We start from the raw sequence: 17,097 nt of genomic DNA, 5'->3' as shown, positions 1-17,097 counted from the left end.
CGGTGAGGGGGTGCTGGCCGTCCTCGCGCCCGGGCAGGGTGCGCAGAAGCCCGGGATGCTCACCCCCTGGTTGGAGCTCCCCGGCGCCGAGTCCTTCTTCCGCTGGGCCGGGGCGATCGCCGACGCCGACCTGCTGACCCTGGGCACCACCGGCGACGCCGAGGCGATCCGCGACACCGCGGTCACCCAGCCGCTGGTCGTCGCGATGAGCCTGTTCGTGGCCCGCGAGCTCGGTGGCCTGCCCGGCCCGGTCGCGCACACGCCGCAGACCGGCCGCGACGTCGTCATCGCCGGGCACAGCGTCGGCGAGCTCACCGCCGCCGCGCTGGCCGGCGTGCTGTCGGTCGAGGCGGCGATCGCGCTGACCGCCGTCCGCGGCCGCGCGATGGCCCGCGCCTGCGGCCTCACCCCCACCGGCATGTCCGCCGTCCTCGGCGCGGACCCCGACGAGCTGGAGAAGGCGCTCGAGCGGCACGGGCTGGTCGCGGCCAACCTCAACGGCGGCGGCCAGGTCGTCGTCGCCGGGCCGCTCGACGGGCTGGCCGCGCTCAAGGCCGAGCCGCCGGCGAAGGCGCGGGTGATGCCGCTGTCGGTGGCGGGCGCGTTCCACACCTCCTACATGGGCCCGGCCCGCGAGGAGCTCGAGGGCCTGGTCGACGGCCTGCGCCCGGCCGACCCGAGCCGGCTGCTGCTGTCCAACGCCGACGGCGCCGCGGTCGACTCCGGCACCGAGGTGCTGTCCCGCCTGGTCAGCCAGGTCACCAGCCCCGTGCGCTTCGACGCGTGCCTGGCCACCCTGCGCGAGCTCGGCGTCACCGCGGCGATCGAGCTGCCGCCGGCCGGCGCGCTGGCGGGCCTGGCCAAGCGCGAGTGGAAGGGCGCCACCTCCAACGGGGACGCGGTCGAGGTGCTGGCGCTGGCCGGCCCCGGCGACCTCGACCGCGCCCGCGCCCTCATCGACGCCGCCCGCGGCCGGCCCGAGGCCGAGCACCAGCCCGACTGGCGGGTCGTCGTCTCCCCCGTCCGCGGCACGGTCAGCCCCGCCGACGTCCCCGAGGGCACCCACCTGCCCGCCGGCACCCCGCTCGGCTGCGTGCGCAGCCGCCGCGAGGAGGTCCGGGTCTCGGCCGGGTACGACGGCGTCCTCGCCGAGTGGCTCGTCCAGGACGGCGACCTCGTCGACGCCGGCGACCCGCTCGCCCGTCTCTACCCGGAGGTCCCCGCGTGAGCATCCGACTGCCGAAGGGCGCCCCCGGGGCGCGCATCCTGGGCCTCGGCGGCTACCGGCCGCGCCGGCGCGTCACCAACGACGAGCTCGCCCAGGTGATGGACACCAACGACGAGTGGATCCAGACCCGCGTCGGCATCGCCGAGCGCCGCTGGGCCTCGGAGGACGAGACCCTGCAGGAGATGGCCGTCGCCGCCGGCGGCAAGGCCCTGGCCGCCAGCGGCCTGGCGCCCGACGAGGTCGACCTGGTGATCCTGGCCAGCGCCAGCCTCAAGGAGCCGATCCCCGGCATCGGCCCGCAGGTGGCCCACCGCCTGGGCATCCCCCGCCCGGGCGCGTTCGACCTCAACGCCGGGTGCGCCGGCTTCTGCTACGCGCTGGAGGTGGCCTCGGCGGCCATCCGCGCGGGCTCGGCGCGCAACGCGCTGGTGGTCGGCGTCGAGCGGCTCACCGACGTCGTCGACAAGACCGACCGCTCGACCGCGGTGATCTTCGCCGACGGCGCGGGCGCGGCCGTGGTCGGCGCCTCCGACGAGCCGGGCATCGGCCCGGTGGCCTGGGGCAGCGACGGCGACCAGTTCTCCGCGATCGAGATCGTCGCCGGCTCCAGGGGCATCTCGATGGCCGGCCAGGCGGTGTACCGGTGGGCCACCACCCGGCTCACCGACACGCTCATCCAGGCGATGGAGGCCGCCGGCGTCGGGCCCGAGGACATCGACGTGTTCGCCCCGCACCAGGCCAACCTGCGCATCGTCGAGTCGATGACCCGGCGGCTCGGGTTCAGCAAGGAGACCGTCGTCGCCCGCGACATCGTCCAGGCCGGCAACACCTCCGCGGCGTCGATCCCGCTGGCGCTGACCGCGCTGATGGAGTCCGGCGAGGCGAAGAGCGGCGACCTCGCGCTCGTCCTCGGCTACGGCGCCGGCCTGACCTTCGCCGGCCAGGTGCTCGTCCTGCCCTGAGCGGCACCCCAGACCCCCGGGACGCCCGGGCCCGACGGCGGGCAGCGCCCGCCCCCACCGAGAGAGAGGACTCCCGCGTGAGCGAGGACATCCAGGCAGGTCTGGCCGAGATCCTGGAGGAGGTCGCCGGGGTCGCCCCCGCCGACGCCACCCCGGAGAAGTCGTTCACCGAGGACCTCGACGTCGACTCCCTGTCGATGGTCGAGATCGCCACCGCCGTCGAGGACAAGTTCGGCGTGGCCATCCCCGACGACGAGCTGGGCAACATCAAGACCGTCGGTGACGCCATCAGCTACATCCAGAAGAACCAGGGCTGAGCCGGATCCCCGGCCGCCCGCGCCCGCACGCCCCCAGGAGAGGACCCGTCATGAGCACGCACGACGACGTCGTCGTCACCGGCCTCGGAGCCACCACGCCGCTCGGTGGCGACGTCGCCAGCACCTGGGACGCGCTGCTGGCCGGACGGTCGGGGGTCCGCCGCCTCGACGACGACTGGGTGAAGGAGTTCCCCGCCCAGCTCGCCGCGACCCTGGCCGCCGACCCCATCCAGCAGCTGGACCGGGTCCGCGCGCGCCGGCTGGACCGCAGCCAGCAGGTCGCGGTCATCGCCGCCGAGCAGGCGTGGGCCGACTCCGGCGCCGCCGACGCCGGGGCCGCGCCCGAGCGCGTCGCCGTCGTCTTCGGCACCGGGATCGGCGGCGCGCTGACCCTGCTCGGCCAGGACGACGTCCTGGAGGAGAAGGGCCCCAAGCGGGTCTCCCCCTTCACCATCCCGATGCTCATGCCCAACGGCCCGGCCGCGGCCGTCGGGCTGGCCGTCGGCGCCCGCGGCGGCGTGCACGCCCCGGTCAGCGCCTGCGCCTCCGGCGCCGAGGCGATCCGCTGGGGCCTGGACCTGCTGCGCTTCGACCGCGCCGACGTCGTCCTGGTCGGCGGCGCCGAGGCCGTCGTCCACCCGCTGCCCATGGCCGGCTTCGCCGCCATGCGGGCGATGAGCACCCGCAACGACGAGCCCGAGCGCGCCTCGCGGCCGTTCGACAAGGGCCGCGACGGGTTCGTGCTCGGCGAGGGCGCGGCCGCGCTGGTCCTCGAGCGCGCGGGCTCGGCGAAGGCCCGCGGCGCCCGGGTGCACGCCCGGCTGGCCGGTGCCGGCGCCACCGCCGACGGCTACGACCTCGTCGCCCCGCACCCCGAGGGCGAGGGCGCCGCCCGCGCGATCGGCGCCGCCCTGCGCGACGCCGGCATCGACCCCGCCGACGTCGGCCACGTCAACGCGCACGCCACCTCGACACCGGTCGGCGACACCGCCGAGGCCGCCGCCATCCGCAGCGCCGTCGGCGACCACCCGCTGGTCACCGCGACCAAGAGCCAGACCGGCCACCTGCTCGGCGCCGCCGGCGCCCTGGAGTCGGTGTTCACCGTCCTCGCGCTGCGCGAGCAGGTCGTCCCCGCGACGGCGAACCTCGACGACCCCGACGACGACGCCGCCGTGCAGGCCCTCGACATCGTCCGCCGCGAGCCGCGCCAGGCGTCCCTGACCGCCGCGGTCAACGACTCCTTCGGCTTCGGCGGCCACAACATCGCGCTCGTCTTCACGACCGCCTAGCCCCTCCCCGCCCGGCCTCCGGGCCGGCCCCGCCGACTGGCCCGCCCTGGAGGTCCGGTGACCACCGTCCACGCCGTCCCGACGCTGCCCACCCCCGACCCGCGCGACCCCGAGGACCGCCTCTCCCGCTTCTTCGACGCCGGGTCGGTGGCCCTGCTCGCCCCCCGCGACACCTCGGGCGTCCTGGCCGCGCGCGGGACGGTGGCCGGCAGCCCCGCCGTCGCCTTCTGCACCGACGCCACGGTGATGGGCGGCGCGATGGGCGTCGAGGGCTGCCGGCACATCGTCGACGCCATCGACACCGCACTGCGCGAGCGCGTGCCGGTGGTCGGCATCTGGCACTCCGGCGGCGCCCGCCTGGCCGAGGGCGTGACCGCGCTGCACGCCGTCGGCGAGGTGTTCGCCGCGATGGTGCGCGCCTCGGGCCGGGTGCCGCAGATCTCGGTCGTCCTCGGCCCCGCCGCCGGCGGCGCCGCGTACGGTCCGGCGCTCACCGACCTGGTGATCATGGGTCCGGCCGGGCGGGTGTTCGTCACCGGTCCCGACGTCGTCCGCTCGGTCACCGGTGAGGACGTCGACATGGAGCGCCTCGGCGGCCCGGACACCCACGGCCGGCGCAGCGGCGTCGTGCACGTGGTCACCGAGTCCGAGGCGGCGGCGCTGGAGACCGGCCGGCAGGCGGTGGACCTGTTCGCCGCGCAGGGCTCCTTCGCGCCGGCGGCAGACGCCCCCGACGTCGACCTGCGATCCCTGCTGCCCGAGCAGCCGCAGCGGGCCTACGACGTCAAGCCGCTCGTTGCTGCCGTGCTCGACGGGCCGGGGCTGGAGCTGCACCCGCGCTGGGCGCCGAACATCGTCACCACGCTGGGCCGGCTCAACGGGCGGACGGTCGGCGTGATCGCCAACAACCCGCTGCGCCTGGGCGGCTGCCTGGACTCGGCGTCGGCGGAGAAGGCCGCCCGCTTCGTGCGGATGTGCGACGCCTTCGGGGTGCCGCTGGTGGTGCTGGTCGACGTCCCCGGCTACCTGCCCGGCGTGGGCCAGGAGTGGGACGGCGTGGTGCGGCGGGGCGCGAAGCTGCTGCACGCCTTCGCCGAGGCGGTCGTGCCGCGGGTGACGCTGGTGACCCGCAAGTCCTACGGCGGGGCCTACATCGCGATGAACTCGCGCTCGCTGGGCGCCACCGCCGTGTTCGCCTGGCCCGGCGCCGAGGTCGCGGTCATGGGCGCCAAGGCCGCCGTCGGCATCCTGCACCGCAAGAAGCTGGCCGCGGTCCCACCGGCCGAGCGGGAGGCGCTGCACGCGCAGCTGGCCGCCGAGCACGAGCGGATCGCCGGCGGGGTGAACCGGGCGCTGGAGATCGGCGTCGTCGACGAGGTGGTGGAGCCCTCCCGCACCCGGCGGCGGCTGGTGGAGGCCCTCGCCTCCGCCCCGGCCGGCCGCGGGGCGCACGGCAACATCCCGCTCTGAGGCCGTACGCACCGAGGGGCCCGTCACCGCTGCAGGGGGGACGGGCCCCTCGATCGAGGTCGTCCGGACGCCGCTTCCCCGACGGCGTCCGGACGACCTGGTGTGCAGCCTACGACGAGGACGCGGGGTGCCTCACGTCGTGTGCCCTGATCGTGACCTGCGACTTCGCCCCGGACCCTCAGACGACCTGGTGCAGCCAGGTGGTCTGGCTGCCGTCACCGGCGTAGCGGTAGACCTCGAGATCGGCGTCCCAGGCCGCGCCGAGGAGCTGGTCCACGCCGTGGCGGAACGCCTCCACCGACGTGGCGGTCGCCGCGAGGGTGCGCAACTGCTGCTCGGTCACCACGATGTCGCCGTTGGCGCTCGTGGGGGCGCGGAAGACGCCGTGCCCCGGCACGTAGGACATGCGCTCGCCGTCGTTGCCGTGACTGGCCTCTTCGGTCACCTCGAACCGCAGCATCGGCCACGCGCGCAGCGCGGCGACCAGCTTGGCGCCCGTGCCGGGGGACCCGGTCCAGGCCACCTCGGCACGGTAGGCACCGTGCGCCGCGGGCTGGTCGGCCCACGACAGGGAGACCGGCGCGCCGATGACGCGTTCGAGCGCCCACTCGACGTGCTGGCAGAGCGCCTTCGGGCAGGAGTGCACGAAGACGACACCCTGGGTAGACCGTCGCTGCACGAGGCACCTCCATCGACTCGATCGGTCTCGTCTTCCCCAACGGACGATCGATTCGGTGACAGGCTGTGGTCAACGGCGGTGGGCCAGGGCTTCCGGGGACAGTGTGCACGATGAGGTGCCGGTCGCGCCAGTGCGGATGCAGCGACTGTTCCGGATGTGACCACACCCGCCCCGCAGGTCACGGAAGTGCTGGTCAGCGCCATACCACGACCGGTGGCGCGGCGTCCAACCCGAGGTCGGACGGGCCTGACGGTACACCGTGGCTCCCGTCACCGGCCGTTGCGGGAGCCCGTGTCGTATACGGAACTCTGTCGACCGTCGGTGACGCACGGTGAACGCCCCGCGGGAGTGTCGGTCACCCTGCGAGATCGTCCGCGGGGTGGGTAGGGGCCCGGCATGGGACGCGACGACGGGACGCACGGGATGGCCGACGCCGGCCGGGACGTGGTCGGGCCGATGGTGCTCGGCGCCTGGGACGCCTTCCTCGAGCAGGCGGCCGCGGTGGACCTCGACCGGCCGACGCGGCTCCCGGGCTGGCGGGCGCACGAGGTGTGCGTGCACCTGGGCTGCTGGCCCGACCACGCCGCCCTGGCCGACCTGACGGCGTCCGCCCGGGCCGGCGGCACCGGGACGCCGGCCGACGTCGACGCGACCAACGCCCAGGTGACCACCGCCCACCGGGACGCCTCGCGGGAGGAGGTCCTCGCCGCGCTGCGCCGCAACCGGGAGGCGACCGCCCGCTACCTGGCCGAGGAGCCCACGGAGCTGGACACCGCGCCCGCCGTCTCGACGGTGGGGCGGCTGCCGATGCTGTCGGTGGTCCTGGGCCAGGCCTACGAACTCGCGGTGCACGGCCTGGACCTGGTGCCGCTTGGCGCTCCCCCGGTCCCGCCGGCGGTCCTGGACGCCGGGCTGGCCGCGCTGGCCGACGTCACCGGCGCACTGGCCGCCTCGTCGGGCATCGCCGGCGGCGCCGCACTGGTCACCCCCGGCGGCGGCTGGGTCTTCGCGGCCGACCCGCCGGGCTGGACGGTACGGCGGGTCGCCGGAGGACGGCCCCGCGGCGCCGTCGTCGAGGCCGCGGCCGACGTGCTGCTGGAGGCGGCGTCGGGGCGGACCAACCCGGCCGCGGCGCTGGTGCGGCGCCGGCTGCGGGTGCGCGACCTGCCCGAGCTGATGCGGCTGGCGCCGATCGTCGAGTCGGCGCCGGGCATCCCCGGCGGCCCGATCCTGGCGCTGGCCGCGCGGACCGTCGGGGGCGCCGGCGACCTGCTCGGCCGGTTCCGCGGGCGCCGCTAGCAGGCGCCGCCCAGCGAGACGCCGTGCGCCTGCAGCCACGGCATCGGGTTGACCCGGCTGGCGTACAGCCCGCCCTCGTGCACCTCGAAGTGCAGGTGCGGTCCGGTGGACTGGCCCTTGTTGCCGACCTCGGCGATCTGCTGGCCGGCGGTCACGACCTGGCCGGCCGAGACGAAGAACCGGTTGACGTGTCCGTAGAGGGTGATCGAGCCGTCGTCGTGCTGCACGTAGACGGCCTGGCCGAAGCCGCTGGCGGGACCCGCCTGCAGGACGACGCCGCCCTCCGGGGCGAAGACCGGGGTGCCGATCGGGGCGGCGATGTCCACGCCCTGGTGCATGGTCCCCCAGCGCGGGCCGTAGCAGGAGGTCACGCGGCCGGTGGTGGGGGCGATGCCACCGCCGGCGCTGGACTGGACGTTCACCGCAGCCTGCTGCTCGGCGGCCTGCTGGGCCTCCCAGGCGGCCTCGGCCTCGGCGATGCCGCGCAGCCGCAGCAGCTCGACCTCGGCCGCGCGCAGCTGCTCGTCGAGGCGGGCCTTCTCACCGGCCAGGGCGTCATAGTCGCCCTGCGCCTCGGCCAGCCGGGCGTCGGCGGCGGCCTGGGCCTCCGCGGCGGCCGTGGCGGCCGCGTCGCGCTCCTGGACGGCGGCGCGGGCGGCGGCGTCGGCCTCCTCCTCCTGGGCCTCGAGGACCTCGTACTGCTGGAGGGTCTCGGCGCGCTGGGCGCCGAGCAGGTCGAGGGTGGCGGCGCGCTCGAGGACCTCGCGGGGGCCCTGGCTGTCCAGCAGCACCGAGGCGGTGCCGCCGAGGTCTCCCCCGTTGCCCATGTAGGCCTCGCGGCCGAGCTCGACGACCTCGTCCTGGGCCTGCGCGACGGCGTCGCGCGCGGCCTGCAGCTCGGCAGCGGCCGCGGTGGCGGCCTCCTGCGCGGTGGCGAGCTCGGCCTGGGCGACCAGCGCGGCGTCCGCGGCGGCCTCGGCCTCGACGGTCATCCGCTGCAGCTGCTCCTCGGCGGTGGCGACCTCGCCCTGGATCCGGCTCACCTCGGCGACGAGGGCGGCCTCGGCGGCCTCGGCCGCGGCGACGTCGTCGTCGGGGTCCGCCATCGCCGGGACGGGCGCCGCCATCAGGAGCGCGGCGGCGCCGGCGGCGAGCACGGCGCGGCGCAGCCGCCGGGTGGCGGGGCGGGCGTGGCGGGCGGTCCGGTGGTGCACGGTCGCCAACGGGGCGGATCTCCCTCTCCTCGCGGCCGCCTGCCGGGTCGGGCCCGTCCGGCGGGACGGGCACCCTGCCCGCGTCCGCGGGCGCGACCGAGCCGGGGACCTCCGTGCGGTCCCCGCTCCCGGTCCGGACCGGGACGGTCAGGCGGAGTCCGGCCGGGGTCCTCGTCGGTCCGAGGCGCAGCGGCCCGGCAGGACCGCGGGCGAACGTACTACGGATGGGACGGGTGAGGTCACGGGGACATAACGGTCCCGGCGTGTCCGCTTGCGCTCTCAACCGTTTCGGCACCCCTCTGACCTGCGGGTCTCACGGTGCGTGTCCGGCATGACACCCGGTGCCACTCCTGCGTCCGAGGCATGTCCCACGGTGCCCCGCCTCACAGGTCCGTCACAGGAACGGCGGGCAGGCTGACCGGCCGGACCGGCTCTCGTGGGGAGGAACGACATGGACGGGACCCCGATCCCAGGACCGGCGACGCCGTCGGACGGCCGGGTGCGGTACACGGCCGCCGTGAACGGCACGGCACGGCCGGGCGCCACGCCGCAGGCGCCGCCGGTGCGCGCCACCGACGCCGACCGGCTCGCGACGGTGCACCGGCTGCAGGACGGCGTCGCCCGCGGGGCGCTCACGCCCGACGAGGGCGGGGACCGGATGGCGGCGGCCTGGGCCGCCGTCCACCTGCGCGACCTCGCGCCGCTGACCGCCGACCTCCCGCCGGTGGCGGCCGCGCCGCGGCCCACCGCGCCGGGCTGGCGGCCGCTGGGGCTCATGGCCTGGGAGCAGGTGCGGACCACCGTCGCCGGGGCGCGCGCCGGCCGACCCGCGGCCGTGCGCATCGCACTGGTCGGCCTGGTGACCCTGCTGGTGCTCGTGGCGTTCGGCTCGCTGGTCCTGCACGGGCTGGCCGAGGGGTTCGGCGGCGGTCCGGACGGGTTCCCCGGCGGGCCCGACGGGTTCGGCGGCTTCGGCGACGGGCCCGGCCGGGGCTGATTCCCCCCGGCCGGGCCCGCCCGCGCACGGGGTCAGGCGCTGTCGCCGGTGGTCCGTCGTCGGGGACGGTGCCGGTCGTGCCGTCGTCGGCGGTCCCGTCGTCGAGGCCGGGCGGGGTGCCGGGGAAGCCGCCGGTGCCACGCGGGAGGCCCTGCCCGCTGCCGGACCTCCGGGGACAGGGCGCGGCGGAGAGGCGGCCGGCGCCTGCGCCGGGGGCGGCGCGGCTGCGGTCGTGACGGACGGCGAACCGGGGGCCGCACCCGCCGAGGTGTGCTCGGGGTACCAGGCCAGGACGGCGGGGGCTCCCAGCGGGTGCCGTTCGGGGTCTGCTGGTCGTTCACGGTGCTCCTCGTGGTCCGGGCAGCACCCACGGTGGCGACCGTCGCTGGGGCGCAGCCACGCGGAGGCCGTGAGGTCACTGCGGGACCCCTCCGGCGTCAGCTCCGGAGCGCGCGTCGAGGACCGGGTCCTCGGTCGTCCACCGAGCAGGGCGGCTCCCGGCCGACTCACCACCGGCGCGAGCGCCGCCGGGGTGATCAGGCGAGGGGCCGCTCGAAGGTGACCAGGAGGCCCTCCACGCTGCCCGGCCCGATGCGGCCCTTCACGTCGACGGACGTGATCGCCTTGAGCTGCCAGCCCTCGTGAGCGTGCTCGTTGAGCACCCTCTCGAGCTTGTCGCCGGACATCTTGCCGCCGATCATGCCCTCGCGGAGTTCCTCGACCTTGTACTCGTAGCGTCCGGCCATCGATCGCTCCTCCCGGTGGTGCTCGAGGGGTCAGTCTGGCGGGCCGGACGCCCGCGCGTCCCACGACCGCATCCCGCTGTCGCCGTCCCCGCAGCGGGACGACCGACCGGCCGACGGCGCACTGCGCTGCCCGGACAGCCGCGCCCGCGACGAGGACCACCGGGCGCGGACCGGTGGACGCGCCCGGTCGCCGCGAGTAGACCGGACGTCTCACCCGAGTGGAGGGAGCGGGCCATGACCACCACCAGCGGCCAGGAGGCCGGACAGGTCACCGGCACCCAGGACAAGGACTACAACCTCATCTGGTTCACCGAGCAGTGCCTGAGCAATGCACTCCGGCTGGAGACCTACATCCAGGACGCCGACCGCGACGGCGACGGCGAACTGGCGGAACTCTTCCGCAAGGCGCAGGCGGACAGCCGCAAGGGCGCCGAGCAGGGCAAGCAGCTGCTCCGGTCCCGGCTCGGCGGCTGAGCCGGCCGGTCCGACGGACCCCTGGGAGGCGCAGTGCCGGTCTCCCAGGGGTCCGTGGTGTCACGGGCGGGCCCGCCCGGCCGGATCGGTACCCTCGGGCACGGCCCGGCACCCGGTGGAGCGACGGCCGCCACGACCGGGGCCGGACGACGGGGACGGACCGCTGAGCAGCGGGTCCGTCGCCGGGGCGGTAGCTCAGCCGGTCAGAGCATGGGACTCATAATCCCTGGGTCGTGGGTTCGAGCCCCACCCGCCCCACCATCAGGCAGTACGCGGGTACTCGGTCCCGCACAGCGCTCGAACAGCCGGGTACCGTGCCTGATGGCGGACATGGCGCACGCGCGCACCGCCTACATGGCTGTCGACGACCTCTCTGTCCTGTTGCCCGACTGGCGGACCCATCTGCGGCCCGCAACGTCGCGCCGAGCACGATCGTGAGCTATCCCCGTGCCGATTGATGCTGCGGTGACGTGCTCGTGATGAGCAGTACGCCAACCTACGTGAGAGGTGGCGGCCCCGTTTCCTGCGGAAACGTGACACCTGGCTTGATCCTGCCTCGCACGGTTGGGGAGGCACTGTGAGCACGTCCCGAGACATGAGCAGGCTCGACGCGGAGCTTTCCCACCTACTGGACGTCACCCTGAGTGACGGCACGAAGTCTCAACTCGAAGCCATGCGTGGTCGGGGCATGCCGTCGGGGTCGATGGACGAGGAACCGGACTCACCGCTGGCCGAAGTGGCCCCTACCTCCCCGGCTAACGCTGACCCAAACCATGCTCGCTTGCGACGACCAGATGTCTTGGCATCCGTCACTGTTGGCGACGGCGCCTTTCATTTCCTCGGAGTCCCGGAGCATGGGGAGATTGGATTATCGTTTAGCGGAGACTGCGGGGACACCTTCAATGCGATTGTGCAGCGCTTCCCGTCACCGCTTCGCCTGTACGCATCAGTAGCGCCCCCCGACGCGCCGATCCCTTGGCTGATCGCCGCTGTTGACCATGATCAAGAAGACCGCTTGGACCTGGTTGGCACAAGGCGATTCTGCGATCGTGTCGAGGACGCTCTCACAGCGAGGTTGGGGTCGGACGGTAAGGTGCAACTGCAAGCCCCCACGGAGTCGGGTGGCATCTGGACGCCGGATCCAACACCTGCGGTCAGGACGCCGATCGCATACTGTGCGCCCATTGTGGGGCGCCTTCTATTTCATCGGGAATACTGTGAGGCTGAGTGGGATCCCGGGCCAGCTTCTGAGTGGAACATCATCAAGTGCAGCTCTGAATTGAATAAGAATCTCACTCACACGTCGGAGAGCGGTGGCGATTGGCGAAGAAGGAGGTGCTCAACCGGTCACGCCTGGGTTTGCGATTCGCCTGTCTATATCACCCATCTCTACTGGGAGGCTGGGAACTGGCTGATCGCAAAACACGGGCAGTTCGGACAGTTCGGTCCATCGAAGACAGCACCGTTCAAGAGTCCGTGGCAGGGACTAGTTCGACGGTTCCGTATGGTCGAGTACAGGCACGGGCTCACGGCTACAACCGGGGGTTTTCGCGCGTACAGCTTCTTCAGCCGACATCTTGACCTCCACGGATAGCGAGAGTTGCTGCTCGGCTGACACGAGTCAGCGCCGCGTACAACCCGCACTTTGCTGCACGGAACCACATGGACGCCGTGACGACCACTCCATTCACCGGCTCGAAGCCGACACCGCCGCTAGCTACGCCAGGAGTAAGCCCGCGACGCCGAGGGTGTCCCGCCGCACCTGCGGGCTGACGGCCAGGGGTACCGAATAGGGCAACCGCTACAACCTGACGAGTCGGCCACCATCACGGCCAGGAGGGTCCGCCCGATCGCCGAACGGGCGACCTTCGACCATCAGTTGCAGCCGCGCCCGAAGTCTCGGGATAGAGCGAGGGATTGGGGCTGTCACGCTCGTCAGCCACCTGCACACGCGCAGGTCAGCACAGCGCACCACCATCAGTGCTCATAATCCCTCGGTCGTGGGTTCGAGCCCCACCCGCCCCACCGGTCCGGACCTGCGGTCCCGTCCTCCTGGCCGGGCCCGGACGCAGGTCCGACGACGGCCGTGGACCCCTGGTCCGGAGCAGCCCCGTGGTCCTACTGTCCCCCGGTGGAACCGGCTCGGGCGGGGAGCAGCTGCGCTGCCGCCCGGCTGCTCCGGTCGACGGACGACGCCCCGTCGTCCCGCCGCCGGTGACGCTCCCGCCCCGGCGTCCACCGTGACCCCCGGGTCCCGACCGAGCCCGGGCAGGGGCCGGTCCCAGCCGTGGCGAAGGGGGGCGTGGTGCTGTTCTTCGGGCTGAACACCTGGGTCCTGGCGGTCCTGCTCGGCCTGCTCATGATCGGCGTGACGCTCGGCGGGCTGTCCGTCGGTCAGCGGGTGGGTCGCGCCTCGGACAGGTTCCGGGAGCCGCTGGGCGTGCTGCAGGGGGCGCTCATCGGCTTCATGGGTCTGATCCTCGCCTTCGGCCTCAGCCTGGCGCTGGGGCGCTACGAGTCGCGGAGAGCCGCCACCGTCGACGAGGCCAACGCCATCGGCACGACGTACCTCCGCGCGCAGACCCTCCCCGAGCCGGTGCGCACGGAGACGCTCGACCTGCTGCGGCAGTACACGGGCACCAGCATCGAGATCGCCGAGTCGGTGCCGGGGAGCCCCGCTCAGCAGGAGGCGCTCGCGGCGAGCGAGCGCGACCAGCGCCGGCTCTGGTCGCTGGCCGGAGAGGCCCTCGACCGGGAGCCGGACGCAGCGCCCCCCGCCTCTACGTCGAGTCGCTCAACGAGATGTTCGACGCGCAGTCCACCCGCGTGTACGCCCTGACCAACCGCGTGCCGACGGCCGTGCTCGTCGTGGAGGTCGCCGGGGCCGCCGTGGCCCTCGGCGCGCTGGCCCTCCACCTCGCCCTGCACCTGTCCAGCATCCGGCGCGGGCTGGCCACGACGGTGGTCGCGGCGCTGCTCGTCACCGTCCTGCTGGTGGTGACCTTCGACCTCGACCGCCCGGCCCGGGGCCTCATCCGGGTCCCGGCGACCCCGCTGGCGGACGTCCACGACTCCATGTCCGCTCCCCCGGCAGCCGGCGCTCCCGACTGAGCGCCGGGCACGCGGGTCTCCTCAGGACGCCCCGGGTGGACCCGCGAGGACCGTGGGGACGTACTCGAGCAGCTGGAGCCGGCCGTCGAACAGGCGGCTGTCGACGAGCTCGAGGGCGACGTCGGGATAGCCGTCGTAGACGCGGTCGGCCCCGGTGGCGCCGGTGATGACCGGGAAGACGATCACGCGGAAGCGGTCCACCAGGCCGGCGGTGAGCAGCGACCGGCACAGGCTGACGCTGCCCACCGTGCGCAGCGGCCGCTCGCCGCGTTGCTTCATCTCCCGCACGGCGGCCACGGCGTCGCCGTCGACCAGCTCGGTGTTCGCCCACGACAGCGGCGCCCGCAGGGTGGACGAGAACACCACCTTCGGCATGGCCGTCAGGCCGGCGAGACCGGGGTCGTCGGGGATCTCGGCGGCGAAGCCGGACATCAGCCGGTACGTCGTCGCCCCCATGAGGACGGTCTGCTCCAGGGCGCCGTCCTGCGCCAGCCAGCCGAGGTACTCGGGCCCCTCCATGCCCCAGTAGCCGGGCCAGCCCTCGGCGGCCCCGTAGCCGTCGAGCGAGACGATGAAGTCCACCATCAGGTCAGACATCGGACCCTCCTCCCGTGTCACGGGGGACGACCGGCCACCGGGCAGGAACTCATCGCCGGGTGCAACCGCGGGGGCGCCTCCGTCCGAAGACCGTCCGTGAGCGCGATGCCGGTGGACCCGCGGTGGATCCTGCAGCCCCTGAGCGACGCGGGTCTGGGAAGCGATCAGGTCAGCGACCTCGTCTTCCGCCTCGCCTTCGACGCCGTCGTCGACCCGGGCCGGCTCACGCCCGCGCACCTCGGCTCCCTAGTCGACGGCCAGCCCGCGCACGTCCGGCGGGCGTGGTCGGAGGTGCTGGACCGGTTGACGACGGGGCCGGTGAGCTGACCGGCAGCCGGTGACGGCGGCGGCCCGGCGATCCGGACGTCGGCGGTCGCGCGAGGGGACCGGGAGAGGGAGCCCGTTCGTCCTCCCACCTCAACGTATAGCGGGCCCCGGGGCTTGCGGCAAGACCCGGTCCGGGGCCCACACTCGCCCGCCGTGAGCCCCCTGAGCACCACCGTCTTCGCCCTCCCCGACGACCTCGCCGCCAAGGCGGACCCGGCGCTGGTCGCCGACGACGTCGCGCACTTCGCCGCCGTCGCGGCGAGCCTGGAGCAGACCGTCGCCGAGCTCACCGACCGCCTCGACGCCGAGCGCCGGTCCCCCGGCGGACACGGTCAGGCGGCGCTGGACCGGGACCTCGAGGTGCACCGGCTCACCTCGCGGCTGCGGACCCTGCGCCGCTTCGGCCTGGACCTGTGCCTGGGGCGGATGGTGCCCGCGGACGGCGGCGAGCCGGTCTACGTCGGGCGCCTCGGCCTCACCGACGGCGCGGGCCGCCGGCTGCTGGTCGACTGGCGGTCGCCGGCCGCCGAGCCGTTCTTCGGCGCGACCCACGCGGACCCGATGGGGCTGGCCAGCCGCCGCCGGTACCGCTGGACCCGCGGCCGGATCACCGACTACTGGGACGAGGTGTTCACCCCGGACGGGCTCCGCGGGCACGCCGCGCTCGACGACCAGTCCGCCTTCGTCGCCAGCCTCGGCAGCGACCGGTCGGACCGCATGCGGGACGTGCTGGGCACCATCCAGGCCGACCAGGACGCGATCGTCCGCGCGGGCTCCCGCGGCGCGCTCGTCGTCGACGGCGGCCCGGGCACGGGGAAGACCGTCGTCGCCCTGCACCGCACCGCCTACCTCCTCTACTCCGACCCCCGCCTCGGGCACCACCGGGGCGGGGTGCTGTTCGTCGGCCCGCACGAGCCGTACCTCGCCTACGTCTCCGACGTCCTGCCCAGCCTCGGCGAGGAGGGCGTGCGGACCTGCACGCTGCGGGACCTGGTACCCGAGGGCGCCGCGGCGGGGACGGAGGCCGACCCGCGCGTGGCCGGGCTCAAGGCGTCCGCGCGGATGGCCGAGGCGGTCGAGGCGGCCGTGCGCTTCCACGAGGAGCCGCCCACCCGGGGGACGACGGTGACGACGCCGTGGGCCGACGTCCGGCTGGGCCCCGACGACTGGGCCGAGGCGTTCGAGGCGCCGGACCCCGGCACCCCGCACAACGAGGCGCGCGGGCAGGTGTGGGAGGCGCTGGTCTCCATCGTGGTGGACGCGCACGACGACGAGGACGCCGAGCCGGACGAGGTGCGGCGGGCGGTGCGGCGGGACGGCGACCTGCGCGCGGCGTTCGACCGCGCGTGGCCGCTGCTGGAGGCGGCCGACGTCGTCGGGGACCTGTGGTCGGTGCCGGCCTACCTGCGCCGGTGCGCGCCCTGGCTCGGCGCCGACGAGGTCCGGGCCCTGCAGCGCGCGGACGCGCAGGCGTGGACGGTGTCGGACCTGCCGCTGCTCGACGCGGCGCGGCAGCGGATCGGCGACCCGGAGGTGGAGCGGCGGCAGCGCCGGCACGACGCCGTGGTCGCGGCCGAGCGGGAGCGGATGGCCGGCGTCATCGACGAGCTGATCGCGGCCGACGACTCCGAGCTGCTGCTGATGACCACGCTGCGCCACCAGGACCTCCGCGACGCTCTCGTCGACGGGGCCGCGCTCCCCCAGGCCGACCCGGACGTGCTCGCCGGCCCGTTCGCGCACGTCGTCGTCGACGAGGCACAGGAGCTGACCGACGCGGAGTGGCAGGTGCTGCTGCGCCGCTGCCCGTCACGCAGCCTCACCGTGGTCGGAGACCGCGCGCAGGCGCGGCACGGGTTCACCGGGTCGTGGGAGGAGCGGCTCGGGCGGATCGGCCTCACCGACGTGCGCCTGGCCTCGCTGACCGTCAACTACCGCACGCCCGAGGAGGTCATGGCCGAGGCCGCGCCGGTCATCCGGGCCGCGATCCCGGACGCCAACGTGCCGACGTCGGTCCGCAGCACCGGCGTCCCGGTCGTCCACGGGTCCGTCGCGGACCTGCGGGCTGTCGTGGACGGCTGGCTGGCCGCGCACGCCGAGGGGATCGCCTGCGTCATCGGCGACCCGGCGTTCCCGGCGACGTCCCGCGTCCGGTCGCTGACGCCGGTGCTGGCGAAGGGGCTCGAGTTCGACCTGGTCGTCCTCGTCGACCCGCAGCGGTTCGGCGAGGGCATCGAGGGGGCGGTCGACCGGTACGTCGCGATGACCCGGGCGACGCAGCGGCTCGTCGTCCTCACCGGCTCCTGACACCGGCGGGGGGGGGGGGGGGGGGGGGGGGGGGGGGGGGGGGGGGGGGGGGGGGGGGGGGGGGGGGGGGGGGGGGGGGGGGG

Annotated in this window: 16 protein-coding genes and 1 tRNA gene; 13 read left to right on the top strand and 4 right to left on the bottom strand. The window is 74.9% G+C overall.

Features of this window, described 5'->3' with window-relative positions; all coding sequences use genetic code 11:
• The first annotated feature begins 10 nt into the window (after window positions 1-10).
• The 5 genes from ACI796_RS14110 (at window position 11) to ACI796_RS14090 (ending at window position 5,266) form a co-directional block, all read left to right on the top strand.
• Complete coding sequence (locus tag ACI796_RS14110; protein ID WP_456941856.1) at window positions 11-1,228, top strand: acyltransferase domain-containing protein; 1,218 nt, start codon at window positions 11-13, stop codon at window positions 1,226-1,228.
• Entirely contained in the window at window positions 1,225-2,190 is a 966-nt protein-coding gene (locus tag ACI796_RS14105) for a beta-ketoacyl-ACP synthase III (protein WP_456941855.1), read from the top strand. The genes ACI796_RS14110 and ACI796_RS14105 overlap by 4 nt, the downstream gene beginning before the upstream one ends.
• A gap of 77 nt (window positions 2,191-2,267) precedes the next feature.
• Window positions 2,268-2,507, top strand: coding sequence for an acyl carrier protein (locus tag ACI796_RS14100; RefSeq protein ID WP_387984847.1), 240 nt, complete (start codon window positions 2,268-2,270; stop codon window positions 2,505-2,507).
• Window positions 2,508-2,557: 50 nt separating this feature from the next.
• Window positions 2,558-3,796 carry a beta-ketoacyl-[acyl-carrier-protein] synthase family protein gene (locus ACI796_RS14095; RefSeq protein WP_456941854.1) on the top strand — a complete coding sequence of 413 codons (1,239 nt, stop codon included), beginning with the start codon at window positions 2,558-2,560 and terminating at the stop codon, window positions 3,794-3,796.
• A 57-nt stretch (window positions 3,797-3,853) separates the two neighbouring features.
• Entirely contained in the window at window positions 3,854-5,266 is a 1,413-nt protein-coding gene (locus ACI796_RS14090; protein WP_456941853.1) for an acyl-CoA carboxylase subunit beta, read from the top strand.
• A gap of 178 nt (window positions 5,267-5,444) precedes the next feature.
• Here the strand turns inward: ACI796_RS14090 and ACI796_RS14085 are convergent, their stop codons facing one another.
• Entirely contained in the window at window positions 5,445-5,945 is a 501-nt protein-coding gene (locus tag ACI796_RS14085) for a DUF3145 domain-containing protein (RefSeq protein ID WP_110007004.1), read from the bottom strand.
• A gap of 396 nt (window positions 5,946-6,341) precedes the next feature.
• Between ACI796_RS14085 and ACI796_RS14080 the strand changes: the two genes are divergently transcribed.
• On the top strand, window positions 6,342-7,244 hold the full coding sequence (locus tag ACI796_RS14080; protein WP_456941852.1) for a maleylpyruvate isomerase N-terminal domain-containing protein: 903 nt from the start codon (window positions 6,342-6,344) through the stop codon (window positions 7,242-7,244).
• On the opposite strand, the gene ACI796_RS14075 is transcribed toward ACI796_RS14080, so the two are convergent.
• Window positions 7,241-8,458, bottom strand: coding sequence for a M23 family metallopeptidase (locus ACI796_RS14075; protein ID WP_456941922.1), 1,218 nt, complete (start codon window positions 8,456-8,458; stop codon window positions 7,241-7,243). The two genes, ACI796_RS14080 and ACI796_RS14075, sit on opposite strands and share 4 nt — an antisense overlap.
• 517 nt (window positions 8,459-8,975) lie before the next feature.
• On the opposite strand from ACI796_RS14075, the gene ACI796_RS14070 reads away from it, so the two are divergent.
• Window positions 8,976-9,455, top strand: coding sequence for a DUF1707 SHOCT-like domain-containing protein (locus tag ACI796_RS14070; RefSeq protein ID WP_456941851.1), 480 nt, complete (start codon window positions 8,976-8,978; stop codon window positions 9,453-9,455).
• 536 nt (window positions 9,456-9,991) lie between these two features.
• On the opposite strand, the gene ACI796_RS14065 is transcribed toward ACI796_RS14070, so the two are convergent.
• The gene (locus tag ACI796_RS14065) at window positions 9,992-10,201 is read right to left on the bottom strand and encodes a DUF4177 domain-containing protein (RefSeq protein ID WP_456941850.1); all 210 of its coding nucleotides are present in this window, start codon (window positions 10,199-10,201) and stop codon (window positions 9,992-9,994) included.
• Between the two features lie 234 nt (window positions 10,202-10,435).
• Here ACI796_RS14065 and ACI796_RS14060 point away from each other — a divergent pair, with 234 nt between their 5' ends.
• From ACI796_RS14060 to ACI796_RS14045, 4 genes are all read left to right on the top strand, one after another.
• Window positions 10,436-10,675 carry a hypothetical protein gene (locus tag ACI796_RS14060; RefSeq protein WP_456902659.1) on the top strand — a complete coding sequence of 80 codons (240 nt, stop codon included), beginning with the start codon at window positions 10,436-10,438 and terminating at the stop codon, window positions 10,673-10,675.
• Window positions 10,676-10,859: 184 nt separating this feature from the next.
• Window positions 10,860-10,936: transfer RNA gene (locus ACI796_RS14055), tRNA-Ile, on the top strand.
• A 2,026-nt stretch (window positions 10,937-12,962) separates the two neighbouring features.
• On the top strand, window positions 12,963-13,514 hold the full coding sequence (locus ACI796_RS14050) for a bestrophin-like domain (protein ID WP_456941849.1): 552 nt from the start codon (window positions 12,963-12,965) through the stop codon (window positions 13,512-13,514).
• Window positions 13,478-13,786, top strand: coding sequence for a hypothetical protein (locus tag ACI796_RS14045; protein WP_456941848.1), 309 nt, complete (start codon window positions 13,478-13,480; stop codon window positions 13,784-13,786). Before ACI796_RS14050 ends, ACI796_RS14045 begins: the two co-directional genes overlap by 37 nt.
• 21 nt (window positions 13,787-13,807) lie before the next feature.
• Here the strand turns inward: ACI796_RS14045 and ACI796_RS14040 are convergent, their stop codons facing one another.
• Window positions 13,808-14,383: a dihydrofolate reductase family protein gene (locus tag ACI796_RS14040; protein ID WP_456941847.1), complete on the bottom strand. Its 576-nt coding sequence runs from the start codon at window positions 14,381-14,383 to the stop codon at window positions 13,808-13,810.
• 96 nt (window positions 14,384-14,479) lie between these two features.
• Between ACI796_RS14040 and ACI796_RS14035 the strand changes: the two genes are divergently transcribed.
• Window positions 14,480-14,710, top strand: coding sequence for a hypothetical protein (locus ACI796_RS14035; protein WP_456941846.1), 231 nt, complete (start codon window positions 14,480-14,482; stop codon window positions 14,708-14,710).
• A 153-nt stretch (window positions 14,711-14,863) separates the two neighbouring features.
• On the top strand, window positions 14,864-17,014 hold the full coding sequence (gene helR / locus ACI796_RS14030; protein WP_456941845.1) for an RNA polymerase recycling motor ATPase HelR: 2,151 nt from the start codon (window positions 14,864-14,866) through the stop codon (window positions 17,012-17,014).
• Window positions 17,015-17,097: the final 83 nt, after the last annotated feature.

The organism is Geodermatophilus sp. SYSU D00525 (assembly GCF_054050475.1).
The sequence above is the reverse complement of the archived record's forward strand: the minus strand, read 5'-3'. Positions and strand labels throughout refer to the sequence as shown.

Excerpts from the sequence above, each read along its gene's own strand:
- ACI796_RS14095 (WP_456941854.1), top strand. The coding sequence starts at position 2,558 with ATGAGCACGCACGACGACGTCGTCGTCACCGGCCTCGGAGCCACCACG.
- ACI796_RS14080 (WP_456941852.1), top strand. The coding sequence starts at position 6,342 with ATGGGACGCGACGACGGGACGCACGGGATGGCCGACGCCGGCCGGGAC.
- ACI796_RS14065 (WP_456941850.1), bottom strand. The coding sequence starts at position 10,201 with ATGGCCGGACGCTACGAGTACAAGGTCGAGGAACTCCGCGAGGGCATG.
- ACI796_RS14060 (WP_456902659.1), top strand. The coding sequence starts at position 10,436 with ATGACCACCACCAGCGGCCAGGAGGCCGGACAGGTCACCGGCACCCAG.
- ACI796_RS14045 (WP_456941848.1), top strand. The coding sequence starts at position 13,478 with ATGTTCGACGCGCAGTCCACCCGCGTGTACGCCCTGACCAACCGCGTG.
- ACI796_RS14040 (WP_456941847.1), bottom strand. The coding sequence starts at position 14,383 with ATGTCTGACCTGATGGTGGACTTCATCGTCTCGCTCGACGGCTACGGG.